General features: G+C 72.0%; 12 protein-coding genes. 8 read left to right on the top strand and 4 right to left on the bottom strand.

Translation table 11 applies throughout. The annotated features are described in order from the left end of the window. The first annotated feature begins 1 nt into the window (after window position 1). The 4 genes from Vau01_RS26630 to Vau01_RS26645 all read left to right on the top strand — a co-directional run bounded on the left by Vau01_RS26630 (window position 2) and on the right by Vau01_RS26645 (window position 4,805). On the top strand, window positions 2–1,171 hold the full coding sequence (locus Vau01_RS26630) for a hypothetical protein (RefSeq protein WP_203997605.1): 1,170 nt from the start codon (window positions 2–4) through the stop codon (window positions 1,169–1,171). Next, window positions 1,164–1,490 (top strand): hypothetical protein, encoded by a 327-nt coding sequence (locus tag Vau01_RS26635; protein ID WP_203997608.1) that lies wholly within the window; start codon window positions 1,164–1,166, stop codon window positions 1,488–1,490. Before Vau01_RS26630 ends, Vau01_RS26635 begins: the two co-directional genes overlap by 8 nt. 70 nt (window positions 1,491–1,560) lie before the next feature. Further along, complete coding sequence (locus Vau01_RS26640) at window positions 1,561–4,017, top strand: Hsp70 family protein (RefSeq protein WP_203997611.1); 2,457 nt, start codon at window positions 1,561–1,563, stop codon at window positions 4,015–4,017. Then, window positions 4,014–4,805 (top strand): hypothetical protein, encoded by a 792-nt coding sequence (locus Vau01_RS26645; RefSeq protein WP_203997612.1) that lies wholly within the window; start codon window positions 4,014–4,016, stop codon window positions 4,803–4,805. Before Vau01_RS26640 ends, Vau01_RS26645 begins: the two co-directional genes overlap by 4 nt. A gap of 58 nt (window positions 4,806–4,863) precedes the next feature. Here the strand turns inward: Vau01_RS26645 and Vau01_RS26650 are convergent, their stop codons facing one another. After that, window positions 4,864–5,802 carry a serine hydrolase domain-containing protein gene (locus Vau01_RS26650; RefSeq protein WP_203997616.1) on the bottom strand — a complete coding sequence of 313 codons (939 nt, stop codon included), beginning with the start codon at window positions 5,800–5,802 and terminating at the stop codon, window positions 4,864–4,866. Then, on the bottom strand, window positions 5,803–7,044 hold the full coding sequence (locus tag Vau01_RS26655; RefSeq protein WP_203997618.1) for a cytochrome P450: 1,242 nt from the start codon (window positions 7,042–7,044) through the stop codon (window positions 5,803–5,805). A gap of 93 nt (window positions 7,045–7,137) precedes the next feature. On the opposite strand from Vau01_RS26655, the gene Vau01_RS26660 reads away from it, so the two are divergent. The 3 genes from Vau01_RS26660 to Vau01_RS26670 all read left to right on the top strand — a co-directional run bounded on the left by Vau01_RS26660 (window position 7,138) and on the right by Vau01_RS26670 (window position 9,469). Further along, the gene (locus tag Vau01_RS26660) at window positions 7,138–7,902 is read left to right on the top strand and encodes a hypothetical protein (protein WP_203997621.1); all 765 of its coding nucleotides are present in this window, start codon (window positions 7,138–7,140) and stop codon (window positions 7,900–7,902) included. Next, entirely contained in the window at window positions 7,887–8,639 is a 753-nt protein-coding gene (locus Vau01_RS26665; protein WP_203997624.1) for a metallophosphoesterase, read from the top strand. The genes Vau01_RS26660 and Vau01_RS26665 overlap by 16 nt, the downstream gene beginning before the upstream one ends. Before the next feature lie 92 nt (window positions 8,640–8,731). Next, on the top strand, window positions 8,732–9,469 hold the full coding sequence (locus Vau01_RS26670) for a class I SAM-dependent methyltransferase (RefSeq protein ID WP_203997627.1): 738 nt from the start codon (window positions 8,732–8,734) through the stop codon (window positions 9,467–9,469). On the opposite strand, the gene Vau01_RS26675 is transcribed toward Vau01_RS26670, so the two are convergent. Then, entirely contained in the window at window positions 9,466–10,275 is an 810-nt protein-coding gene (locus Vau01_RS26675; RefSeq protein WP_239151900.1) for a P-loop NTPase, read from the bottom strand. The genes Vau01_RS26670 and Vau01_RS26675 overlap by 4 nt on opposite strands. Window positions 10,276–10,288: 13 nt before the next feature. After that, window positions 10,289–11,245 (bottom strand): Lrp/AsnC family transcriptional regulator, encoded by a 957-nt coding sequence (locus tag Vau01_RS26680; protein ID WP_203997632.1) that lies wholly within the window; start codon window positions 11,243–11,245, stop codon window positions 10,289–10,291. Between the two features lie 86 nt (window positions 11,246–11,331). Here Vau01_RS26680 and Vau01_RS26685 point away from each other — a divergent pair, with 86 nt between their 5' ends. After that, window positions 11,332–12,729: an MFS transporter gene (locus Vau01_RS26685; protein WP_203997635.1), complete on the top strand. Its 1,398-nt coding sequence runs from the start codon at window positions 11,332–11,334 to the stop codon at window positions 12,727–12,729. Window positions 12,730–12,742: the final 13 nt, after the last annotated feature.

A 12,742-nucleotide genomic window follows, 5' to 3' on the forward strand; every position in this document is an offset into this window, starting at 1 on the left:
AATGCTGTCCGGCAACGGGGGAGGAGCGGCGTCGCTCGACACGTTGCTCCGTTCGATCGGCGTGCCAGATCTCTATCTGCGCAACGCCTTCCGCATCTCGGGACTGTCCGTCGACGCCGCCACCGGCGAGCTGCGTCGCCGCGCCCAGCAGGTGCGCGCCGTGCAGGCGCTCGGTGGCGCACCGGCCACGGCCGGCCCGCTGCCGCCGTCACCCGCTCCCGACCTCGACGCGGTGCTGCAGGCGCTGGCGCGGTTGCGCGACCCGCTCACCCGGCTCGTCGACGAGTTCTTCTGGTTCTGGCCCGGGAAGGACGGGCCGGATGGCGACCCGGGCCTCGACGCGCTCACCGCCGGCCGGGTCGACGACGCCGAAAACCGTTGGCAGCGAATCGAATCGCGCTCGCCGTACGCGCTGCACAACCTCGCCGTGCTCAACCACGTCATCGCCATCGACGACGAACTCGCGCAGCCGCAACGCAAACTGGTCGGCGCGCCGCGCCGGTGGCGCGAGGCGTACCGGTACTGGATCGACGCGTGGCGCAGCGACGAGCACTGGGCGGTGTTCGGCGACCGGGTTCGCCGCGCCGGTCACCCGGGGCTCGGCGACTGGGTCGTGTCGACGCTGCGGGAACGGCTGCCGCTCGTGCTGTCGTCGGTCAACGCGACGATCGCGGCCGACAGCATGGAACGCGGCCGCGACGAGGAATCGAGCCAGGTGCACTGGCGGATGGCCGCGCACCACCACCTCCCACCGCAACTGCGCGCCCGGGCGCTGCGGGCCGCCACCGACCCGCTGCTGTCCCGGATCCGCACGCACGGCGACCGCGCTCTCGCCGTCACCCGGGAAAACGCGCGGGCCGCGCCGGCGGCCGCGGAGCGTCTGCACGACCAGGCCGCGCCGCTGTTGCGCATGGTGTCGTTGTCGTCGGCGCCCGACGCCGACAACATCCACGACGAGGTCGCGCGCACGTTGTTGAAGCTCGCTTTCGAGTACCACCGCGCCACCGACGACTGGGCGGCGACGCTGCAGATCCTGCGGTGGGCGCAGAACGTCGCGCGCGGCCGGGCGATGCTGCAGTCGGTGCGCGAGAACGTGCAGGGCGTGGAGTTCGTCCTGGCGCACGGCACCAACGTGCAGGTCCGCTACCGGAAGTGGGGATTCGATGGGTGACGAGCCGCTGGAGCACGTGCTCGTCGAGGTGGCGACCGGGCTGTGGCGCCTGCAACGGCGGCTGGATCCGGGCACGCCGGAGGCCCGGCAGGTGCGGCGGATCTTCGACACGCTGGGCGACGCCGACATCCGCGTCGACGACCATCACGGCGTCACGTTCGATCCCGGCCTGGCGATCGACGTGGTCGCCTATCAACCGACCGAGGGCGTCACCCGGGAGCAGGTGATCGAGACCGAACGGCCGTCGATCTACCGGGGCACCGCGACCCTGCAACGGGGTCGGGTCATCGTGGGAGTGCCTGTCGAGGGGACGACATGAGCGAGCTTTGCGAGCGAATCATCAGCAGAGTGCAGTGTGAACTAATCGCCGCGCGAAGCGGGGCGATCGCGTGAGCACCATCGATTACGGGATCGACCTGGGCACCACCAACAGCGCGATCGCCGTGCTGCGTGGCGTCGACACCGAGGTCGTCAAGAACAACGACGACCGTGACACCACGCCGTCGGCGGTGTGGATCGACCGGCGCGACCGGCTGTACGTGGGCCGGGTCGCGCGCGAGCGCGCCGAGGTCGATCCGGCCAACACCAGCCTGGAGTTCAAGCTCCGCATGGGCACCGCCGACACGATGACGCGGTTCGCGGCGAGCGGACGCGAACTGTCGGCCGAGCAGTTGTCGGCGGAGGTGCTCAAGTCGCTGCGCGGCGACGTCCAGCAGCGGCACGGCGTCGACCTCACCGCGGCCGTCATCACCGTGCCCGCCGCGTTCGACCTGAGCGCCTGCGAGGCGACCGGCCGGGCCGGCACGCTCGCCGGGTTCGCCGGCACCCCGTTGCTGCAGGAGCCGACGGCGGCGGCGTTCGCGTACGGCTTCCAGCGCGAGAACGACGCCCGCTGGCTCGTCTACGACCTCGGCGGCGGCACGTTCGACGCGGCCGTGGTGCAGATCCGCGACGGCGAGTTCACCGTGCTCACCCACCGCGGCGACAACTACCTCGGCGGCAAGCTCATCGACTGGCAGATCGTCGAGACGCTGCTGCTGCCGGAGCTCCGGCGCGAGTTCGGCCTCGACGACGTGCGCCGCGGAAACCCGCGCTGGGCGGCCGTCGTCGGTCAACTGAAGCTCGCCGCGGAGGCCGCGAAGATCCGACTGTCCAGAGTGGACGTCGCGGAGATCTTCGTCGAGATCGACCTCGGCACCGGCCAGCGCGAGGAGTTCTCCTACGACCTGCGCCGCGCCGACGTCGAGCGGCTGACCGAGCCGTACGTGGTGCGGTCGGTGAACCTGTGCCGCAAGGCGCTCGCCGAGGCGAACCTGACGCCCGGCGATATCGGCAAGGTGCTCCTGGTCGGCGGGCCCACGCTGTCGCCGTACGTCCGCGAGCGCCTGAAGGACGGCCTCGACATCGAGGTCGACCACAGCCAGGATCCGCTCACGGTGGTCGCGCGCGGCGCCGCGATCTTCGCCGGCACCCAGCGCCGGCCGTCGGCGGCGGGTCCGGTCGGGCCGGGCACGCTGACGGTCGCCCTGGAGTACTCGCCGATCGGGCCCGACACCGATCCGCTGATCGTGGGCCGGCTCTCGGGGGCCGGCGAGGGTTACCGCGTCGAGGTGGTCAACCCCGACGCGCAGCCGGCGTGGCGCAGCGGGCAGGTACCGGTCGGCGCCGACGGCATCTTCAGCCTGCAGGTGGTGGCGGAACGGGGACGCCGCAACACGTACCGCATCGAGGTGGTCGCCGCGGACGGCACCGCGGTACCGGTGAGCCCGGACTCGTTCGACTACACGGTCGGCGCGGTGGAGACGAGTCCGCTGCTGACCAACTCGATCGGCGTGGGCCTCGACGGCAACACCACCGAGTGGGTGCTCAACCGGGGGACGCCGTTGCCGGCGCACGGCCGGGTGCGGCTGCGCACCACCGTCGAGGTCCGGCGCGCCACCGGTGGCGGGATGATCCGGATCCCGTTGCTGGAGGGCGAGCACCCGCGCGCCAACCGCAACCGGCGGGTCGGGATTCTGGAACTGGTCGCCCATCAGTTGCCGTCCGACGTGCCCGAGGGCAGCGAGGTGCAGGTCCGGATCGACATCGACCCGTCTCGCCTGATCACCGCGCGCGCCTACGTCCCGCTGCTCGACGAGGAGTTCGAGGAGGTGGTGGCGCTGCGGTCGGAGACCGTGGAGACCGTGGCCGAGCTGCGCGCCGCCGTCGACGGTGAACTGCAGCGGCTGGCCCAGGTGCGTGAGCGGCAGCAGAAGACGTCGAGCCCGGTCGCCGAGATCGCGCTGTTCCGCATCGACAGCGAGAACCTCGAAGCCGACCTCGCCGGCCTGCTCGCCGCCGCCGAGGGCGACCCCGACGCGGCCGCCACGTGCGGCCGTCGCCTCCTCGACCTGCGCGCCGCGATCGACGAGGTCGAAGACGCGCTGGAGTGGCCCGAGCAGGCCCGCGACGCCGAAGGGCTGGCCGACGAGGCGACCCGGCTGGCGGCGCGGGTCGGCGACGAGCACGACCAGCGCCGCATCGACGAGGCGGTGGCCGGCTCGAAGTCCGCGATCGAGGCCGGCGACGCCCGGCTGCTCACCATGTACACCGAGGAGATCCGGCAACTCGCCGTCGCGATCCTCGACCGGTCCGGCCAGCTCGACGTCCTGATCTTCCACGACCTCGAGTCGCGCCGCGCCGACTTCGTCGACCAGGCACTCGGCACCTCGCTGCTGAGCGACGGCCGCATGGCGATCGCGACGGGCAACCGGCAGGCGCTGCACAACATCAACGTGCGCCTGCGCGGCCTGCTTCCGGTGCCACCCCCGCCACCGGACCCGTTCAGCACGGTACGTACCGGATGAGTTCTCCGATCGAGCCCTGGGCCCGTCCCGCGTTCCGGCCCACCGGACGGCCCGCGGCCGTCGCGCTGGTCGCCTTCGCCGACGACGACATTCTCGGCGCCGACGCCGACCTCCGCCTCTCGGGCACCGTGCCCGCGGGCGCGCCGGTGGCGGCGCTCGACTTCCGCGGTCATCATGTGTCCGGCAGCGCGGAGTGGATCGACGGTTGGCGCACCGGCGGCCTCCGCACCGTCGCCGAACGCGACCTCGGCGATCCGGCTCGTCCCGGCGACCTGGCTCGTCTCGATGCCGCGACGTCCTGCTACCTGGCGTCGATCGAGGTCGACGACCCGGCCGACCTGACCCACCTGCAACTGGCCTGGGCGGTGGCCTCGGCACTCGCGCGGAAGGGCGCGTTCGCGGTGCTCGACGTGTACGCCGCCACCTGGTGGGCCGGCCCGGCGGTGGCGGCGCTGGCGCCGGACCGGCCGTTCACCGTGCAGCAGGAGGTGAGCCTCACCGCGGAGACCGAGCCGACGCCGGGCTTCGGGCACACGGTGCACACCCGGGGCCTGGTCAAGGTCGGGCGGCCCGACCTCATCACCGGCGTCCCCGTCGACGACATCCAGCACACCGCGCAGATCCTCAACCACCTCGGCCGCATGCTCGCCGAGGGCCACCTGCTCGAACCCGGCCAGCACCTCCGGTTCGACGGCGAACGCACGCTGCGCGTCGAGCCCTACGCCCCGGGCGACAACGCACCCGACGTCGGCCTGAACGACCACGCCCTACTCCTGGTGGACGTCTGACAGCTTTCATGGGTGCCCGGTCGAGGGGCCACGTCAGCGACGGCCACCGCGGCCAGGACTAGTTGATCTCTGGACTGGGCGGCCGGGTCGCCGGATGGCGGGCATCCGTGGACGCGAGGTTCAGGATCTGTTCCTCGGCCAGCGACTGGTCTTCGACGGCGACCAGTACGGCCACCACGCGGTTGTAGCGCGGCACCAGATAGGCGGCCGCTGCGTAGCCGGGGCCCTCGCCGGTGTGGCCGACGACGTGGGTCTGCCGGGAGCCCATCACGCCCAGGCCGTACCCGGGGCTCGGGTGCAGCGGACGGCCGGGAACGTCCAAGGGGCGCAGGCGGGTCATCGCTTCGCGCGCCGGGGCGGCGAGCAGCGTGTCGGTGGCCAGGCAGGCGCGGAGAAGGCGGGCCAGGTCGCCGGCCGTGGCGGCGAGCAGGCCGTGGGCCACCCAGCCGGGATGGTACGCGTCGGCGACGGCCGCGTCACCGAGGTAGGCGCTCGTCGACGGGGCGACGCGGCGCAGATCGTCCACTGTGGACAGCGGGAACGTCGCCGCCAGGCCTGCCGGTGCCAGCACGGTCTGCCGCACGGCGGCGGCCCACGGTTGGCCGCGCTCGGCCTCCACGATCCGGCGCAGCGCCAGGTAGCCGACGTTGGAATAGTTCCAGCCGGCACCGGGGCGGAACAGGAGACCGCGACGCGCGGCGAGGTCCACATAGGACTCGTCGGGCCACGGCGCCTCGCCGGCGCGGACGGCCACATCGTATTCGGGGGCGTAGGACGGTAGGCCACTCGTGTGGCCGAGGAGGTGGGCCACGGTGATGTCGGCCGCGCCGGGTAGGCGGGGCAGCCACCGCGACACCGGCGTCGACAGGTCCAGGCCGAGTTGGAGCACCTGCACGGCCAGCACCGTCTTCGTCACGCTGTAGATCGGGAACGGCTGGACGCTACCCTCGACCGACGGATCGCCGGCACCGTCCAGCAGGGCCGTCGCCTGGAGCATTCAGAAACTGTAGGACAGGTGCTTGACGCCGTTGATGAAGTTGGAGTGCAGCCGCACCGGGTCGCCGGCCTCGATCTGTGGCACGCGGCGCAGCAGTTCGCCGAGCAGTACGTGGATCTCCAGCCGGGCCAGGTGGGCGCCCAGACAGAAGTGTGGACCGGCGGCGCCGAAACCCAGGTGGGGGTTGGGATCGCGGGTGATGTCGAAGCGGTACGGGTCGGTGAACACGTCCTCGTCGACGTTCGCGGAGCAGTAGTACAGCACCACCTTGTCGCCCTCGCGGTACCGGTGGCCGTTCAGCTCGAAGTCACAGGTTAGCTTGCGGCGCATGTAGATGACGGGCGTGGTCAACCGCACGATCTCCTCGACCGCACCCGGAAGCCGACCGTCCAGGTCCGCGAGCAGGTGGGCGCGCACGTCGGGGTTGACCGTCAACAGGTGCAGGGCGCTGGCGATGGAGTGGCGGGTGGTCTCGTTGCCGGCGACGAGCAGCAGGATGAAGAACGAACCGATTTCCTGCATGGTGAGCCGTTCGCCGTCGACGTTGCCGTGCACGAGGGCGGAGGTCAGGTCGCCGGTGGGGGTCTTCTCGCGGGCGGCGGCGAGGTCCTGGACCAGTTGCTGCAGTTCCATCCCGGCGTTCAGCAGCTTCATGCCGGTCTCGGTGGGGTCCTCGCCGGCGTACTCGGGGTCGAACCCGCTGAGGATGATGTTCGACCGGTCGAGCACGTACTGATGCTCGCTTTCGGGCAGCCCCATGAGGTCACAGATGATTTTCAACGGGAGGCGGGCAGCGACCAGATCGACGAAGTCGCCGCCGGGCCCGTTCTCGACGAGGCGGTCGACGAGCCGGGTGGAGACGTCGCCGATCTGGTCCTTCAAATTGGTGACCGTCGTGGACGTGAACGCCCGCGAGACGATCCGCCGCAGCCGGGCGTGCTTCGGGTCGTCCATGTTGATCATCGAGCCGAAGTACTCGACGAAGTCCTCGGGCAGGTCCGGGATCGTGGTGGCGCCGCCCTGGCCGGAGGAGAAGACCTTGGCGTTGCGGCTCGCGGCGACGACGTCGGCGTGCCTGACGAGCGCGTAGTACCCCGGGCCGCGCGGCGCCCATGGAAGCTCGATCTCGGTGAAGAACGCGGGCGTGTCGAGCCTGCGCAGCCGCTCGAACGCCGCCGCCCGCTCGGTCTGCGGCTGCGCCCAGAACTCCCGGGCCGATAGATCAAAATCTATGACATCCATGCATACAGATTGCGTCGCCCGGCGGAAGGGGGTCAACGGGACCGGAAAGTTGATTTCCGGCTGTACCGTCGGCGCCGGACGACGGGGGGATCGATGATCGGTATGGAGCTCCTGCTGCCCTGGAGAGCGGCGGCGCTCCTGTTCACGCCGCGCTACCGGCTGCTGCCTGAGGACCCGGTGATAAGCATGCTCGGCCGCATACGGGCGTTCGCCGGCCTGGCCATGACGCTCGGCATCGCCGTCTGGTACGGCGCGTTCGCCGACCTCGGCCTCGAGCCGCTGCTCAACAGCCTGGCGTCCACCGCGTTCCTGGCGATCCCGAGCCTGCTGATCTGCATGGGCATCGTGGTCGCCGCCACCCGCCGCGGCGGGCGCAGAGCTGTCGTGTGGCAACTGCGCTGGCCGGTGCTGACGCTGAGCATGTTCGCCATGGTGATGGCCGCGCTGCTGGCCTTCAACGCGGGCGGCTCGAACGTGGTCATGCGGTACGACGACAACATCCCGCTCAACAGCAAGGTGGCCGGCGGCGTCGTCGGCCTGTGGTTCCTGTTCTTCGCGTTCCGCAGCGCCTACCTCATCAGCCAGTACTGGTTCAACGCCGTCGACGGGCACCCGTACCTGCAGCCGCTCATGGCCGTGTGGATGGCGTGGGTCCTCGCGATCAACACGATCGCCTTCGGGCGCAACGACGGCGGCATTCCGTCCACCGTCGCTCTCGCGCTTCCGGTGATCGCCGGGCTGGTGACCACCGGGTTCGCGGTGGCCGAGGCCGTGCGGACGCGCGCCGCGATCGCGAACCCGCGGCCGCCGGCGCCCGCGCCGCACCCGGCCGGAGGCCCGCCGTGGTCCGGCTTCTGATCGTCGGTGACGTCGGTGGCTGCGCCGACCAGCTACAACGCGTGGTGCTGCCGGCGCTGGACGACCCCGACACGGTCGTGATCCAGGTCGGCGACCTGATCGACCGCGGCCCCGACAGCGCCGGTGTGCTGGCGATCGTGCGGGAGCACCTGCCCACGGGACGGTGGATCCAGCTCATCGGCAACCACGAGGCGCAGTACCTCGGCATCGAACCGTTCTGGCCCGACCGGATCGCCGACGCCGACGCCGACCTGCTGCGGCGCTGGTGGCTGACCGACCGGCTCCGGGTCGCCTGCGCGGTGCGCGCCGCCGACGGCGAGGAGTTTCTGGTGACGCACGCGGGCCTCACCGTCGACGCCTGGCGCGACCTCGACGAGCCCGTCACCGCGACCACCGCCGCGGATCTGCTCAACACCCGGCCGGAACCCCTGCTCTGGCACGACCAGGGGCCGTTGTGGGCCGAGGCCGGCCCGCACCTGTACGGGTCGTGGCTCGACGCGCCGGTGGGCCCGCCGTTCGGGCAGATCCACGGCCACTCCACGATCGTCAGCTACCAGCGCCGGGCCTGGGCGTGCCCGGAACGGATCCGGGCCCGGTCCACAGTGGACTGGGATTCCCGGCACACCACCACCCGGATCAGCGGCGCCCGGTTCATCGCGATCGACCCGAAACACGGACGAACCGGCGCATCCGGGTGGGCACCGCTCATCCTCGACGACGCCATGCTGCTCACCTAGTTACCGAAGGTGACACTAGCGCGGTTACCCGCAAGTAACGCTAGGATGTCGTCACTTTCCCATAGGACCGGCGAGCGTGGACTGAGACCTTCGTGACCTCCGTTGACCAGGAAACTCCGGCAGACCAGGCCGGGTTCGAGTCCGCGTGGACCATCGCGGACCAGATCCCGGGCTGGCTCACCCGGGCACAGGGCGCGATGCTCTGGCAGGCCGTCCGGCGGCTCGGGCCCGCCGCGCACATCGTCGAGATCGGCAGCCACCAGGGCCGCTCGACGGTGGTGCTGGGCCGCGCGGCGCAGGCGATCGGTGCGCGGGTCACCGCGATCGACCCGTTCGTGGAGGGCCGCCTGTTCGGCGGGGCGTCGACCCGCGACCGGTTCGAGGCGAACCTGGTGCGGGCCGGGGTCACCGACACCGTCACCCTCCTGGCCGAGTACAGCACCAAGGCCCGGCCGAAGTGGACCGGCGGCGCGGTCGACCTCACCTACATCGACGGCAAGCACGACTACTGGACCTTCGCCGACGACCTGCGCTGGGCGGAGTTCATGGCACCCGACGCCGAGGTGCTGGTGCACGACTGCTTCTCGTCGGTGGGCGTCACGAGCGGGGTCGCGCTGAAGGTGCTGCCCTCGCGCCGGTACTCCTATGTGGACAGAGCCGGCTCGCTGGCGCGGTTCCGCGTCACCCGTCCGGCGGCGGCCGACCGCGTCCGGCTCGTGAAGCAACTGCCGTGGTTCACCCGCAACGTGGGGCTGAAGGTCCTGCTCCGGTTGCGGCTCCGCCCGGTGGCCCGGGCGTTCGGCCACGACAGCCCGTACGACCCGTACTAAACAGCCGCCCGGACGGCGGTCGCGGCCTCGCGCAGGGCCACGCCCCTGGGTGATTCGGGTGCGGTCGCCACCACCGGCTCGGTGCCGCCGCCGTCGCCGACCACGCCCATCGGAACCGACCCCAGCCGCACGAGGCCGGCCGCCCACACCGATCGCTCGGGCGCCACCGGCGGGAACACCTCCAGCCGGGACGAGCAGCACGGGCAGGTGAGCGCCGCCATGTTCTCGATGCCGCCGAGCGGGGTGGCGCCGGCCATCGAGAGGGCGGCGAGCACGCGCCGGTTGTCGAGGTGCGCGACGTCCTGCGGCGTCACCACGATCACCGCACGTGCCGCCGGCAGCAGGCGGAACGTCTCCTGCACCACGTCGGACGTGCCCGGCGGCAGGTCGATGACGAGGTAGTCGAGCTCGCCCCACTCGGTGGCGAAGATCAGCTGGGCGAGCAGCGCGCCGGCGAGGCCGGCGGTGAGCGTCACCGCTTGATCTTCAGCGACGATGAAGCCGCTCGACATCACCGTGATGCCGTACCGCTCCACCGGCTCGACCGCCGCCTTGGCGCCCGCCCGCGAGAGCGTCCACCCGCGCGACGGCGCGCTGCGCCGCAGCCCCACCATCAGCGGGATGTCGGGTGCGTGGAGGTCGGCGTCGAGCAGCCCCACCCGCAGCCCGTCGAGGCCGAGCGCCACCGCCAGGTTGAGCGCCACCGTCGACTTGCCCACCCCACCCTTGCCGCTGCACACGGCGATCACCACCGGGGCGGGCGGCGGCGGTCCGGGAGTCGAGGCACGGAGGAACGGCGGCGGCATCACGGCCCCGACGCTAGCGCACCGAGCCGACCTGTTTGACGTGACGCAGCAGCGGCGCGGTCTCCACCCGCTCGACGCCGTCGAGCACGCCGACCCGTTCGGTGAGGTAGCGGTAGAGCGCCTCCATGTCGGAGCAGATCACCGTCGCGACGACGTTGGTGGCGCCGGTGGTCGCCGCCGCGAAAACGATCTCCTCGTGCGAGGCCAGCGCCGCACCGACGGAAGCCAGCCGCGACGGCGCGACGGCCAGCCACAGCAGCACCCGCGCGTGGAAACCGAGCCGGTCGGGGTCGACCTCCACGTCGAAGTACAGCGTGCCGGTCCGGATCAGGTCGTCGAGCCGGCGCCGCACGGCCGACTCGGACCATCCGGTGGCGGTTGCGAGCTGTGCGTGGGTGAGCCGGCCGTCGAGCGACAGCGCGTCGAGGAGCGGCCGGTCGCTGTCGGCGACCGCGGCCGGGCGGTCGTCGTCGGCGGGCGGCGGGGCGAGCCCGGCGACCTCCGCCGGGGTCAGGGGTAGTTGGAGATTGTCGGGGCCGACGGCCCCGCCGGCGAAACTGTGGATGACGCAGTGCGCGCTCACCGACACCAGTCGGGGCGTACGGGGCAGCTTCTGCAGCAGCAGGCTGTCCCGGTCACCGACGACCGGGACCTCGACGTTGCAGCCGATCTCGGTGCCGGCCGACATGATGCTGACCCACGTGGTGTCCGGCCGGCGGGCCAGCGCGGCGGCGATCGGTTCGGCGGCGCCGGGCGCGGTGTGCAGGCGGATGATCCACCTCTCGTAGCCGAGCCGGATCGGGTCGGGTCGGGCCACCACCCGGACGCCGGCGCGCTCGCGCAGGGTCCGGTAGCGCCGGGCCACGGTCTGGTCGGAGACGCCCAGCACGGCGGCCATCTCCCGGAAACCGGCCCGCCCGTGCACCCGGAGGGCGTGGATGATGCGCCGGTCGAGCATGTCGATTTCCACCGCCCCAGCGTAGGCCGATGTCGAGATCCGCCGCTTAGGACCGGCGTCCATGGCGTCGGTGCCGGGCGCGACGCACCGTGGCGGTCATGCGTAAATGGTCACCGCTGATCGCGGTGTGTCTGGGAACCTTCCTGCTGCTCGTCGACGTCACGATCGTGGTGGTGGCGCTGCCGGCGCTCGCCGACGACCTCGACAGCTCGTTCGCCGACCTGCAGTGGGTGCTCGACGGCTACGCGCTCGCGCTGGCCGCCCTGCTGCTCGGCGCCGGGTCGCTCGCCGACCGCTACGGCCGGCGCCGCGCCTATCTCGTCGGGGTCGCGCTGTTCGGCGCGGCGTCGCTGGCCTGCGCCCTGGCGCCGAACGCGCCGTTCCTCATCGGGGCGCGGGTGGTGCAGGGCGTCGGCGGCGCGGCGATGTTCGCGACGACGGCCGCGATCCTCAACGTCACCTATTCCGGCCGCGACCGCGGCGTCGCGTTCGGCGTGTGGGGCGCGGTGAACGGCGCCGCGGCGGCGGCCGGCCCGATCGTCGGCGGGCTGCTCACCGAACACTTCGACTGGCGCTGGATCTTCCTCGTCAACCTGCCGGTCTGCGCGGCGGCGGCGTGGTACGCGGTGCGCGGCCTCACGGAATCGAAGGCGCCGCACCAGAAGAGCTTCGACCTGCCCGGCACGCTGACGTTCACGCTCGCCGCCGGCGCCGTCGTGTACGGGCTCATCCGCGCGACCGGCGACGGTTGGACCGACCGCTGGACGCTCACGTCGTTCGCCGTCGGCGTCGCCGCCTCCGTCGCTTTCGTCGTGGTGGAACGGCTTTCGGCGCACCCGATGCTCGACCTCGACCTGTTCCGCGGCGCGTCGTTCCGCGCGCTGATCCTCGCCGCGCTGCTCGCGCAGGCCGCCGCGTTCGCGTACCTGCCCTACACAACCGTGTGGCTGCAACAGGTTCTCGGGCACGGACCGGTCGACGCCGGTCTCCTCGGCGCGCTGCCGATGAGCGGCGCGGCGCTCGTCGTGGGCGCGCTCGCCGGCGGACCGTTGCAGCGGATCGCACCGAGAATCACCGTCGGGGTCGGGCTGGTTCTCATCGGCGCCGGCGCCGCGGCACAGGCGAATCTGGACGCGCACAGCGGCGGCGCCGCACTCATCCCCGGCCTGATCCTCACCGGCGTGGGGGTCGGCGCCGTGCTGCCGAACCTCGCGTCGGCGGTGCTGGCGGCGGTGCCGCGCGAGCGCAGCGGCATGGCCAGCGGCGCGCTGAACACGTTCCGCCAGTTGGGTTTCGCGCTCGGGGTCGCCGTGTTCGGTGCGCTGTTCCAGCATCAGGTCGACGAGCACGGCGGCGACGTGCGGGCCGGCTTCGCCGCCGGACTGAACGCCGCGCTGTGGTTGGCCGCGGCGCTGGCGTTGGTGGCGGCGGCGCTGGTGCTGGTGTCGGTGCGGCGGAACGCCGGGTCTGATCTCCGCCAGACAGCACCGCACTGACCGGCCAGGATTG

Source organism: Virgisporangium aurantiacum, from assembly GCF_016863635.1.
In the GTDB taxonomy this organism is placed as follows: Bacteria; Actinomycetota; Actinomycetes; order Mycobacteriales; family Micromonosporaceae; genus Virgisporangium; species Virgisporangium aurantiacum.

What these genes read in the sequence shown, in the direction of transcription:
- Vau01_RS26650 (WP_203997616.1), bottom strand. Translation starts at nt 5,802, where the DNA reads ATGCTCCAGGCGACGGCCCTGCTGGACGGTGCCGGCGATCCGTCGGTC.
- Vau01_RS26630 (WP_203997605.1), top strand. Translation starts at nt 2, where the DNA reads ATGCTGTCCGGCAACGGGGGAGGAGCGGCGTCGCTCGACACGTTGCTC.
- Vau01_RS26685 (WP_203997635.1), top strand. Translation starts at nt 11,332, where the DNA reads ATGCGTAAATGGTCACCGCTGATCGCGGTGTGTCTGGGAACCTTCCTG.
- Vau01_RS26655 (WP_203997618.1), bottom strand. Translation starts at nt 7,044, where the DNA reads ATGGATGTCATAGATTTTGATCTATCGGCCCGGGAGTTCTGGGCGCAG.
- Vau01_RS26660 (WP_203997621.1), top strand. Translation starts at nt 7,138, where the DNA reads ATGATCGGTATGGAGCTCCTGCTGCCCTGGAGAGCGGCGGCGCTCCTG.
- Vau01_RS26645 (WP_203997612.1), top strand. Translation starts at nt 4,014, where the DNA reads ATGAGTTCTCCGATCGAGCCCTGGGCCCGTCCCGCGTTCCGGCCCACC.
- Vau01_RS26675 (WP_239151900.1), bottom strand. Translation starts at nt 10,275, where the DNA reads ATGCCGCCGCCGTTCCTCCGTGCCTCGACTCCCGGACCGCCGCCGCCC.
- Vau01_RS26635 (WP_203997608.1), top strand. Translation starts at nt 1,164, where the DNA reads ATGGGTGACGAGCCGCTGGAGCACGTGCTCGTCGAGGTGGCGACCGGG.